10 protein-coding genes are annotated in these 11,806 nt (G+C 40.3%); 6 read left to right on the forward strand and 4 right to left on the reverse strand.

The window, feature by feature from the left end; all coding sequences use genetic code 11:
• Nucleotides 1–30: 30 nt before the first annotated feature.
• On the reverse strand, nt 31–891 hold the full coding sequence (locus tag AAEU28_RS13255) for a tetratricopeptide repeat protein (protein ID WP_421964558.1): 861 nt from the start codon (nt 889–891) through the stop codon (nt 31–33).
• A 168-nt stretch (nt 892–1,059) separates the two neighbouring features.
• On the opposite strand from AAEU28_RS13255, the gene AAEU28_RS13260 reads away from it, so the two are divergent.
• Nucleotides 1,060–3,849 carry a PAS domain S-box protein gene (locus AAEU28_RS13260; protein ID WP_421964559.1) on the forward strand — a complete coding sequence of 930 codons (2,790 nt, stop codon included), beginning with the start codon at nt 1,060–1,062 and terminating at the stop codon, nt 3,847–3,849.
• A gap of 93 nt (nt 3,850–3,942) precedes the next feature.
• Here AAEU28_RS13260 and astB read toward each other — a convergent pair whose 3' ends face one another.
• Nucleotides 3,943–5,277 (reverse strand): N-succinylarginine dihydrolase, encoded by a 1,335-nt coding sequence (gene astB / locus AAEU28_RS13265; RefSeq protein WP_421964560.1) that lies wholly within the window; start codon nt 5,275–5,277, stop codon nt 3,943–3,945.
• A gap of 251 nt (nt 5,278–5,528) precedes the next feature.
• Here astB and AAEU28_RS13270 point away from each other — a divergent pair, with 251 nt between their 5' ends.
• Entirely contained in the window at nt 5,529–6,383 is an 855-nt protein-coding gene (locus AAEU28_RS13270) for a mechanosensitive ion channel family protein (protein WP_421964561.1), read from the forward strand.
• Nucleotides 6,384–6,511: 128 nt separating this feature from the next.
• Here the strand turns inward: AAEU28_RS13270 and AAEU28_RS13275 are convergent, their stop codons facing one another.
• Nucleotides 6,512–6,754 carry a hypothetical protein gene (locus tag AAEU28_RS13275; protein ID WP_421964562.1) on the reverse strand — a complete coding sequence of 81 codons (243 nt, stop codon included), beginning with the start codon at nt 6,752–6,754 and terminating at the stop codon, nt 6,512–6,514.
• Nucleotides 6,755–6,924: 170 nt separating this feature from the next.
• Here AAEU28_RS13275 and maoP point away from each other — a divergent pair, with 170 nt between their 5' ends.
• The 3 genes from maoP to AAEU28_RS13290 all read left to right on the forward strand — a co-directional run bounded on the left by maoP (nt 6,925) and on the right by AAEU28_RS13290 (nt 8,570).
• Nucleotides 6,925–7,278 (forward strand): DUF413 domain-containing protein, encoded by a 354-nt coding sequence (gene maoP, locus AAEU28_RS13280; RefSeq protein ID WP_421964563.1) that lies wholly within the window; start codon nt 6,925–6,927, stop codon nt 7,276–7,278.
• Nucleotides 7,265–7,408 carry a hypothetical protein gene (locus tag AAEU28_RS13285; RefSeq protein ID WP_421964564.1) on the forward strand — a complete coding sequence of 48 codons (144 nt, stop codon included), beginning with the start codon at nt 7,265–7,267 and terminating at the stop codon, nt 7,406–7,408. The genes maoP and AAEU28_RS13285 overlap by 14 nt, the downstream gene beginning before the upstream one ends.
• A gap of 205 nt (nt 7,409–7,613) precedes the next feature.
• Nucleotides 7,614–8,570, forward strand: a complete 957-nt coding sequence (locus tag AAEU28_RS13290) for a zinc transporter ZntB (protein WP_421964565.1) — start codon at nt 7,614–7,616, stop codon at nt 8,568–8,570.
• A 29-nt stretch (nt 8,571–8,599) separates the two neighbouring features.
• Here AAEU28_RS13290 and AAEU28_RS13295 read toward each other — a convergent pair whose 3' ends face one another.
• Complete coding sequence (locus AAEU28_RS13295; RefSeq protein ID WP_421964566.1) at nt 8,600–9,319, reverse strand: ZIP family metal transporter; 720 nt, start codon at nt 9,317–9,319, stop codon at nt 8,600–8,602.
• Nucleotides 9,320–9,532: 213 nt separating this feature from the next.
• On the opposite strand from AAEU28_RS13295, the gene AAEU28_RS13300 reads away from it, so the two are divergent.
• Nucleotides 9,533–11,794: an ATP-binding protein gene (locus AAEU28_RS13300; RefSeq protein ID WP_421964567.1), complete on the forward strand. Its 2,262-nt coding sequence runs from the start codon at nt 9,533–9,535 to the stop codon at nt 11,792–11,794.
• Nucleotides 11,795–11,806 lie beyond the last annotated feature (12 nt).

Consider the following 11,806-nt stretch of genomic DNA (forward strand, 5'->3'; position numbering starts at 1 on the left):
AGAGGCTTAATTATATTTGGGAGGACTAATTTAGGCTTGCTGTAGTGCAATAAATGCGGGTTCTTTGCGTAAGCCACTGAAATAAGACTCCCTATCGAGCTCTTCTTTAAGGGTGCTAGATAGAGTCAATGCAGTGCGAATATCTTCAAGGGCTTCTTGAACTTGTGCCAGTTTAGATTTAGCGCAGGCTCTTTGCCAGTAGGCAAGTGCATAATTGCTATCTAGTTCAATAGCTTGATTTACAAGCGATAATGCCCAAGCATCATCATTCATATCTAATAATAAATCAGCTTTGTATGTCAGAGCCTCAACATCATGTGGGTTAATTTCTAAGATTTGATCGTAAATATTAAGCTTTTCTTGATCGCTTTTTTCAAGACCCGCTCGCATCCAAAGTGAATGCACCATATTACTTTCAGATATGACTTTTTGTGCTTCAACAATCTGATTTGAACGCTCTTTAATGGTGTCTTCTAGTTGATTTAAGCGGTCTTCATATTTGGCTGTTAGCTTTTCAATCCGTCGTGTTGTCGATGCTTCCATACTTTCTTTGATGTCGCGAATCGATTTCCATCCTAGCAATACCAAGATAGAAGCCGCAGCGGTAATGATGTAAAAAATAGTGTTTGTGGTGTCAGCAGTGTAACGGATAGCTCGGTCTGACGACTCTAATTTGGCATTGACAACTTTTTCAATTAGCTCAGCGCGCGTAGCTTGCTGGTCTTGGCGCAGTTGTTTGAGCTCATCCAAAATGTAGCGTTCAACAAGTGGTTTATAGAGTGGGGACTCAATCTGTTGCACAGTTTGTTCTGAGTTATTATCGGCTTTTGCGTGGCTGAAAAATGTCAGCAATGTAAAAAGAATACTGATTAATATTGCGTGAGGGCGCATCTTTAAGTTGGCTCCTTTATTTTGATTTACGTGATGCAAATCGTGAAGTTCAATCTCTATCTTAACAAAAATCGTATTGTTTTTCTTTTCAAGAACAGAATCTTGTTGGTGAATGCTTTAATTTTGTACTTTACTTAAGTGCAACGAATCTATTTTGGATAAAGTTAGATGCTCTCTTTTATTAAGAATATTTTTGCACCAAATCAGACTTCCACATCATCTTCAGCAAGTGATGGACAAAGCTATTATCAAGCTGTATTAGAGCAAGCTATCGATGCGGTGGTATCGATAAACCAAAACAACCAAGTGACTTTTTTTAATGCGGCAGCAGAAGCTCTCTGGGGTTATAAAAGAGAAGAAGTCATTGGCCAAAACGTAAAAATGTTGGTGCCTAAAGGCATACAGCCTCAGCATGATCAATTCGTCAATAAAAACAGAACATCTGGTATTAATAAGATTGTAGGCTCTGCAAGAGATGTAGAGATCAACCGTAAAGATGGGTCAAAACGCTGGGGTAAGTTGTCTTTATCGAAATTTTCGATTGGTGATGAAATTCATTACACCGCCTTTTTAAGAGACATCACCGAAGAGCGTTTTCAAAGTGAATTTATTAAGCAGCTTTTGGAAGATGCATTAGATGCCATAGTCAGCATTGATGAACACAATAATGTTATCCAATTCAACAAAGCCGCTGAACAGCTTTGGGGTTATTCACGACAACAAGTGATAGGTCAAAACGTTAAAATGTTGGTGCCCGCCAACATACAAGCTAATCACGATAATTTTGTGAATGCCAATAGGCAAACTCGACAAGATAAAATAGTTGGCTCGAATCGAGAAGTTGAGATTTTTCGTAAAGATGGTACCAAGGTGTGGGGCAATTTATCCTTATGTCGAGTTGAGTGCGACGGAAAAATGCAATACACCGCGTTTGTCCGAGATGTGACCGAACAAAGAGTTCAACGAGAGTATTTAAATCAAGTGCTTGAGCAAGCCATTGATGCTGTGGTCTCAATAAACCCAGATAATATAGTCACTCAGTTTAATGCAGCAGCTGAGACACTTTGGGGATATGATCGAAAAGAAGTGTTAGGCAAAAATGTGAAAATGTTGGTGCCGATGGATATTCAGCAAAATCATGATGCTTTTGTAAATAAAAACCGCGCTACAGGTCAGAATAAGATTGTTGGCACTAGCCGTGAGGTGCCTGTTTTTAGAAAAGATGGGTCGCAAGTGTGGGGCAGTTTGGCTCTGTCCAAAGTGATGATAGATGGAGATATTCATTACACCGCCTTTGTGCGTGATGTAACCGAAGAAGTCGCAAGGAGAACAACTTTCGAAACCTTGTCATTAGTGGCGAATAAAACTGACAACTCGGTGGTCATTACCGATGCTGAAGGCAAGATTGAATATATTAACCCGGGTTTTACTAAGTTAACGGGTTATACCTTAGAAGAAGTGAGGGGCAAAAAGCCTGGTAACTTCTTACAAGGGCCAGATACCGATGCAAATACGGTAAAAAGAATTCGCGAAAAATTGAACGCACAAGAAGCCTTCTATGATGAAATTTTAAACTATGACCAAGACGGTGGGTCGTATTGGATTTCGCTGGCGATTAATCCGGTATTTGATGCCGAAGGTACACTCACTAAATTTATTTCAGTTCAGGCGAATATCACCGAGACCAAAATGAAAGCGCTCGAATTTACCTATAAGCTGGATGCGATTAGCCGTGCAAATGCAGTGGCAGAGTTTTCTACTCAAGGCATTTTAGAGCAGGTGAATGAAAACTATTTGGCGGTGTTTAACTGCCATCAGGCCACTGATATGGTCGGTATGAGCTTAGAATCATTGTTACACCCAGACTTTATTTCATCATCTGAGTACCAAGAGTTTAGCCAAAAGCTATCGAGCGGTGAGTTTGTGACCGGTGACTTTAAACATCAAACTCAGTCAGGGGAGGCGCGTTGGATCAACGCATCTTTCAACCCAATTTTTAATACCGCGGGTGAGATCACCAAAATCGTCATGTATGGTGAAGATGCAACCCAGCGTAAGCAAGGCACAGATACCATTGCTGAAGTGTTGTCTTATTTAGAGCAAGGCGACTTATTGCAAAGAGTTGAAGGCGAATTTGGCCCTGAGCTCAATTTGGTCAGAGATTCTCTCAATGCGTCAATTGAAAAACTCAAATCGACCTTAGTGTCTATTTTAGATCTCGCTGATAACGTGAGCTCTGGTGCATCGGAAATCTCAACAGGTAATGCTGATTTAAGTACGCGAGTCGAGTCGCAAGCCTCCTCTTTAGAAGAAACCGCAGCAACGATGGAAGAGCTAACAGCATCGGCGAAAAATAATGCTGAGAATGCTCAAAACGTTAACACACATGCGCAGCAAACCAGTGATGCGGCAGAGCGAGGTCGTGAAGTTGTCAAAGGCGCAATTGATGCGATGGGTGAAATCTCTGATTCGAGTAAACGTATCTCAGACATCGTTGGTATGATTGACGAAATAGCCTTTCAAACCAACTTACTGGCACTAAATGCCGCAGTGGAAGCCGCAAGAGCGGGCGAGCAAGGCCGAGGTTTTGCTGTGGTTGCCGGAGAGGTGCGAAATCTAGCCCAGCGCTCATCTTCTGCAGCCAAAGAAATTAGTACCTTGATCCAAGATTCGGTCAGAAAAGTTGAAGAGGGCACTGTATTGGTAAATCGCTCTGGTGAATCTCTTGATGAGATTACCTCTTCGGTCAGAGAAGTGATGTCGATGATTAAAGAGATCACCGATGCCAGCAATAATCAGCTCAATGGTATTCAGCAGGCTTCGTCGGCGGTGTCTGAGATGGACGAAATGACCCAGAAAAATGCCGCTTTAGTAGAAGAAGTGACAGCAGCAAGCACCGAGATGAGTGAGCGAGCACAAGATATGCACAAAGATCTGAGCTTCTTTAAAACACAGTGATGGTTAGGCGAAGAGAGTACTTAACTTTTTAAGTAAACTTGATATTTCAATAAAACGGCGTGATTCTTATCACGCCGTTTTTAATGAATTGGTTTACTGTTGAAAGTCGTATACCGAGCCTAAGTTCATAATTTGTGTAAGCTCATCTAACGCTTGTTGAGACTCCAGCATTAAACTTGGATCTGCTAAGTCAGCTTCAACCAAGCGATCACGATAATGTTTATTTACCCACTGGGCTAATGTGCCATATAACGAATCGGTCATTAAACAATATGGGTTAACTGCGTTTAATTCTTGTTGTGATAATGCAACCCTTAACCTCAGACAAGCCGGTCCTCCGCCATTTTGCATACTTTGTTTTAAGTCCATATAAATGACTTCGTTTATAGGGTTGCTGGCTTGGCAAAGTGCCGCCAAATAGCGCTCAACAGCATCGATTGTTTGGCATTCACTCGGTGCAATCAATGCCATGCCTCCATTTGGCAAGCTGACTAACTGGCTGTTGAAGATATAGCTTTTAACAGCTTCATCAACACTCAAGTCTGCGTCAGTAACTTCGATTAAATGTAACGGGCGCGTGCCAGTGTAATTTTGTCTGATTTGCGCAATGACTTTCTTTTGCTGATAGAAAGCTTGTTCATGAAATAAAAAGACATTTTCATTACCAATGGCAATTACGTCGTTATGAAAAACCCCTTGATCTATGACAGCTGGGTTCTGCTGAATGTACAGGGTTTGCGCGGGGTCTAGCAGGTGACTGCGGGCAATTGCTTCACTAGCTTGGCGGGTTTGTCTCGCCGGAAAAACTTGCGGTTTTACTTTGCTGTTCATGTCTTCGCCATATACAAAAAGCGCTAACCCTGGATGACCATAACTGTCGGCTAAACGGGTATAGTTTGCAGCGCCTTCATCACCAAATAAAACATGTTGAGGCAAAGGAGCGTGATGCGTGAACACAGAGTCATCTGCAAACGTGGCTTTTAAAATTTTGCTGGTGGTTTTGGCTTCAATGGCTCGGTGAATTTTATTGTTCAAATTCGCAGGGGTGAAATGCACTTTTCCATCGCCACTGTCGGCACTTGGTGACACGGTTGCCGCATTGGCTGTCCACATAGAAGATGCTGAATAACAGGCTTTTAAAGATTGCGGGGCTGATTTTGCTGCTTGTGAAATAACATTGGCATCTGAGCCTGAAAAGCCAAGGCTTCTTAATGTGATTAAATCAGGTCGAGCATTGGGCGCTAATACACCTTGATGTAACCCCATCTGGCTAAGCGTATGCATTTTTTCTAAACCCTGTAACGCAGCTTTTTTGGGGTTTGCGGCTTTATTGGCATTCGACTTAGATGCCACGTTGCCATATGACAGCCCGGCATAATTATGTGTTGGTCCAACTAACCCATCAAAATTAACTTCAGTGTAATTCATAGTTGCCTCATTGTGGTGCAATCGTGCACTAATTCAGTGTTGTTTTTATCCCGATAGTTAGCTCTATAATTAAAAACTCAATTATTTCATTGGTTTATTTTTGAATTAACTACATTTAGCTATAATTAGTTCAAGCTATGTGCCAAGCGGCTTTAATAAACAGAATAAAGACGATAAATCCTGTATATTTCTATGGCTGTGACTGAGTCACAATAGTCAATAAGTGGTACAGACCTAAAAAAGGATAAATTATGCTCGCGAAATTAAGTGCGCTTTTGAACCATGCCATTTTTACATTCAATGAAGAACCGCTCACAGTCGGTGAAGTACTGATCATTCCTTTATGGCTGATTTTGAGCTTCTGGCTGGTGCGAGTGATCGTTAAATCTGTCGAAAAGCGTTTAACCGCGAAAAAGCGAGACCCCAATATCATTCAGCTAATTCGTAAAATCATCGTCATCGTGTCTTTGGCGATTATCTTCTTAACGACGCTGTCGATGCTTAATGTGCCGATCACGGCATTTGCGTTTTTATCAGGGGCGATTGCCATCGGCTTTGGTTTTGGTGCGCAAAATATCATAAATAACTTTATCAGTGGCTGGATTTTAATTGGTGAAAAACCCATTCGTATTGGTGATTTCTTAGAGGTTGAGGGGGTTAAGGGCATTGTTGAAGAAATAAATACCCGCTCAACACGGATCCGTCGTGTTGATGGCGTGCATATGCTTATCCCAAACAGCAAACTGCTCGAAAATACGGTGGTGAATTGGACGTTAAGAGACAGATTAGTGCGTGGTACTGTGCGAATAGGCGTGGCTTATGGTTCTGATTGTGAGCAAGTCGCAAAGCTTATGTTAGCTGCTACAAAAGCCCATGACAAAGTGTTGGATGACCCCGAGCCTTCCGTATTTTTCTTAGATTTTGGTGATAATGCATTGGTCTTTGAGTCTTATTTTTGGATCAACTCAACTGTCGAAGGGGGGCTGAGACTAGTCTCGAGTGATATTCGTTTTGCCCTAGATAAAGCATTTAAAGACGCTGATATTGTGATTGCTTTCCCACAAAGAGATATTCATATCGATGGTGAATTGAAAATCACCAGATAAAGCATAAATAAAAAGGGCTCGTCATGAGCCCTTTTGTGAATGAGGAGGTTGCCAAAATAGTGCTAGAGGTTTTAAGTTGCATTACTTGCCTGTCCCGCATCCTTAGGCATCAGTGCAAAGCAGTTTTATTACTCTGCCTTTTCGATATATGCCAATACATCAGTCAGTGTTTTAAATGTATTGTACTCACCTGCGATCATTTCTTCATTCACGCAATCAAGTAGTTGTTTCTCATCTTTGTCACCGTAAGCCTCAACACAGTATAAATACGCGTCTTTCACTTCCCATGGCGAAGCATTTTCAGACTCAGCGGCATTGACTAAGGTCATTGCAGATGCAAACAAAAAGACAACACATAAAAGGTATTTCATCGTTTTTCCTAGTGGGGTTATTTCCGAGATAAATTTATGGTGGAAATTTCAAAAAGGAAAACTAAAAAGTTTTTATTTCACGACAATTATTATTTGTTTTTCAAACATTAAATCTTCTTTTATGTTTGCTTTGTCCCTAGCTTGTTAGGGCTTACATTTTGGAGACAGTTATGATTGCGGATATTCGTCCAGGAAGTAAAAAGTTTTATGCTGAAGAGCACTTCTTTGGGGGTATTGATCGTTCTGGGTTTTTTACAATCTCAGAGGCAAATTATTTAATTCATTATGGGCATACTTTAAGAGGTCTTTATGACGGTTCATTGATGCCAGAAACTGAAACAGAACACAAATTTGTGGCGGCATTAAGTTCACAAGAACCCGTTATGCTTTACGAGCACAAGTTATGGCAGAAGTTTTTATATGCGGTTTATCGCGCTTCTCACCGCTCAAGTGCAGTGAGTAATAGTAAAGGGTCGATGACCCCAAGTGATTACTATAATGAGATGTTCCATGATGCGTATTAGTTGTGACTCACTCAGAAATGATAAACAAGAAAGACGTAATAAAAAGGTGCGTGATGAAAACGCAAAAAACAAAAGCGAAGCTATTTCGAAGCCGATAAACCAAAGTGGCGTTAATCTAAAACAGTATTAAGGCCCTTATAACTTAAGTATCTTCATTGCCCTTGATAAATGACTATTCGGATGTGGTTATTTATGCAAGGGCAATTTTTATTCGCGTTATGAAATAGACGACGCTAAGATTTTAAAAGCGTCCTGAATCATAACGAAAAGCTGATTATTATTTATGGCTGATCCAATCATGAATGATAATCACGACATCCAGCACGGAACCTGTAATGGAAAAAACCAACACCACACAACGCGTTTATAATTTAAAGTCACAAGCTCAAGTGTCGCTTGAGTCTCTTGATCAAAGCCAGCCATTTTGGGTACATCTAGATTATAGTGAAGCGCATGCGGTTGAATGGATTCAACACGCTGCGTTTTTATCTGATACAGTAAAAGAAGCACTCACCTCTGAAGAAACTCGCCCTAGAGCACAGTTTTTTGGTAGTGGTTTGTTTGTTTCTTTACGCGGCATCAATCTGGCAAAATCAGCAAAACCAGAAGACATGGTGTCTATTCGACTTTATATCACTGAAAATTGCGTGGTTTCGACAGCGCACAGGCGTATTTTTTCGGTATCAGAAATTGCAGCTTTACTGAATCAAGCTGAGGGCCCTAAAACGAGCTCTGAATGGCTCGTGAGTATGATTGAGCACTTGACTGATAACATGTCTGATACGGTTCATTTCATTGATGACAAGCTCGGTGAATATGAAGACTCGGTATTGACGGGAGAGCAAGCGAGCTTTCAATCGGAGTTGGCAAACTTACGCAGACAAATTATTGCAATCCGCCGCCATTTATCACCGCAGAGAGAAGCTCTTCAGTCATTACTTCATGATAAAAACATTCTGTTAAGCAGTGAATGTAAACACCAAATTCGCGAATCGCTTGACCATATTACACGCTATATCGAAGAGTTAGATTCATGCAAAGAGCGTGCAGCTGTATTGCAAGAAGAGATCAATGTGCGAGTTGGGCAGATCATGAATGACCGCATGTATGTGTTGTCGATTGTGGCTGCGATATTTTTACCACTTGGTTTTTTAACTGGGTTGTTAGGCATTAATGTGGGTGGAGTGCCAGGTACAGATAATCCGATGGCTTTCTACATATTCAGTGGCATGCTGTTTGTTTTAGTAGTGGCACAAGTGATTTATTTCCGCCGCAATAAATGGGTGAATTAAACTGAAATAGATATTTTCCTCAATGCTGATCAGCTATGGCCAATCAGCATATTACTGAATAACACCAAGGCATAGCCAAAAACAGCACCAAGCGGAGGCCCCCAATGTTTTTTGAGCTTAGACTGCGGTGCTATATCTTGGAAAATTAAGTATAAGATCCCGCCAGACGCAAAGAGCATAATAGCGCCTAACATGGCTTGATGTCCTGCCAACACATAATAGCCAAACAATCCAGCTAAAGGGCCTAATGGCACCAGTAAGAACATAATCATCAAAGTGGTTTTAGTACTTTTGTTTTGTTCTTTTAATTCGCGAAAAGCGTTAAAACCCTCAGGTAAATTTTGCAAACCGATCAGCAGAGCGAGCATTAAAGCGGTCGATGAGCCAGTAGCGACCAGACCACCTAATGCAATTGCTTCGGGCACAAAATCTAAAGTCATACCCATTAATTGAGGCGATTCACGGCGTTTGAGTCCAAGTTGTCGTTCTATAAAGAAAAAACTCAGCGCGCCTAATATCAAAATCGCAATGGCAATGAACTGACTTGGTAAATTATGCATGCCTTCAGGCACTAATACAGTTGTTACTGCGCCCAATAAAATGCCACCGCCAAATGCGATAAGAAAATGTCTCAGCTCTTTTTCTAGCCAATAAGGGCGAATAGATTCAATACTGGCAATTAAACCGCCAATAGGGATACATAATCCGGCTAGGCTGGTGAGAAGAATAATTTTTATATATTCGGGCATATTTGCGCAGCCATACAAGTAATCTATAAAAGCAAAGCCTCTTCAATATAGAAGATTAGTCCAGCTCTGTTAAGAGTTTTATTACAAGTGTTTAGCTTTACATTATGGTAGTTGGCGACTAGGTTTTTATATTAACCATGTGGCTAAAAACATACAAATTTGCCACTTTGAAGTTGGTTGCCATTTTATATTTACCCCATCCAAAGAGATGCCATGCAATTATCAACAGTCACGTTATTATTAATGAGTGGTGTCGGTGTATTTACTTCTGCCGTTTCTTTGATTTTTCTGTGGTTGGCAAACAGAGATATCACAGCAGTGCGTTATTGGGCCATATCATCTTGTTTCCTGATGACAGGCTTATTGTTATTTAATAGCCAAGCTGTTCTTCCAGAAGCGCTTAAATATGTACTCCCTAATTTTGTGGTACAAACGTCATTTTTGTTTATTTTACAGGGTACTTACCGAGCTTGTGAGCGAAGTGTTCCAAAAATTGAACTCGCAATCTTTATAACTTGTTACGTTTTACTGCATCTTATGCTGACCTTTATTTACCCTAGTTACCCTTTAAGGTTCACGCTTGGTGTGACCACGGTCGTGATTTTTCTAAGTTGGGTCTTGTGGTGTTTATATCGCCATAGCCAAGGCCGCTTTAAAGTTTCAAGCTTTTTAATATTACTTAGTGTCGTGATTTTATTCGTGGTGTCATTCAATAAGATCATCGATGTGAATTGGCAAGGGGCTAATAATCTGCAACAAGATGACTCTATAAAAGCCCAGTGGTTTATTATTGCTTTGTTCATGAGTCAGCTATTGTTTAATTTCGCCTTTGCCATCATGACGGGTGAAATAAGAAATAACAAAAATAAATCAGTTCAAAAACAACTTATCACAGCCAATGAAGCCTTGAAAATTGAAAAAGCACGAGCAGAGAAACATTCAAAACTTAAATCTGAATTTTTGGCAAATATGAGTCATGAGATCAGAACACCCATAAATGGGGTGATAGGGTGTTTGGAGCTTTTACAAAATACCCCTCTGTCAAAACAACAAGATCAATATACAGAGCTTGCCCATGCAAGTGCAAACTCACTGCTTGGTGTAATAAATGACATCTTAGACTTTTCAAAAATTGAATCAGGTAAGCTAGAAATCAACAATGAACCTGTTGAGCTATTAGCGTTATTAGACAGTGTCGCCAAATCATTTGCCATAGCGCTGAGTAACAAACCAGTTATGTTATTTGTCGATTGCCATCAAGTCACTCATCATAATTTACAGCTAGACCCAGTTAGAGTTCGGCAGGTACTCAATAACTTATTGAGTAATGCGATTAAATTTACCGAGCAAGGGCATGTCAAACTTGAGCTAAAGTCTGAACTGCAAGAAGATGGTAGAGTGAGATTAACAGGGAAAGTAATTGATACCGGGATCGGGATAGACAGCCAAGCTCAACATAAATTATTCAATGCATTTAGCCAGTGTGATGCATCAACAACTCGGCTCTATGGTGGAACAGGGCTCGGGCTCGTCATAGTAAAGCGCTTATGTAATTTGATGGAAGGCGATGTGTCACTGGTATCAAGCTCACCCGAAAAAGGCACTGAATTTGCTTTTTCTTTAGTTGCCGAAAGGTATGGTTCTAAGACAAGTGATAACTGTGAATTACAGATACCTAAGTCTATTGGGTTATATAGCCCGAGCTCCACTTTTGCTGAAATCATAGAAAATCAGTTTGCAGCAAAAGGCTTATCCCTTAAATTGCTGACACCTAAATCTTTGCAGCAATCCTTTTTTGATTTAATCATTTTAGATTTGGTGAATTGCTCTGCATCAGGCTTAGAAAGTACTTATTTAATTGAAAGTGCTCAAAGGCAAGCGAAGCAGATCAGCATTATTTGTAATGTGAATAGTGATTTTCCCAATAGCCAGTTAGTGAAAGAATCTGCTTGTCGCGTGTTTTATCATCCCTTTACCTGCTTTGATTTGATGCAGTTATTTACTGAAAAATTGTTAAATAATAAGTTTAAACCAACTCAATCTGAGCCAATTGAAACGTCGCAATCTTTAGCTGGGCTTTCTGTACTACTTGCCGAAGATAATAAGGTAAATCAACTGGTAGCCACTAAAATACTCAGTAATTGGCAAGTTAAATATAAAATAGCGAATTCAGGGAGAGAAGTGCTCGATATGCTTGAACATGCAACAGCAGAGCAATTTGATGTGATTTTAATGGATTGCCAAATGCCTATTCTCGATGGTTATCAAACGACAAAAGAGATCCGAGAAAACCCACGCTATAAAGTGTTTAAAGATACTCCAATTATTGCGCTAACAGCCAATGCAATGAGCGGTGATAAAGAAAAATGTTTAGCTGAAGGTATGAGTGGTTATGTGAGTAAACCAATAGATGCAAATATGCTTTACCAAACAATCCTCTCATTTTTTAGTAATAACGAAAAAAGGCAAGGTTAACCTTGCCTTTTG

This window comes from Pseudoalteromonas sp. SS15 (assembly GCF_049257195.1).
In the GTDB taxonomy this organism is placed as follows: Bacteria; Pseudomonadota; Gammaproteobacteria; order Enterobacterales; family Alteromonadaceae; genus Pseudoalteromonas.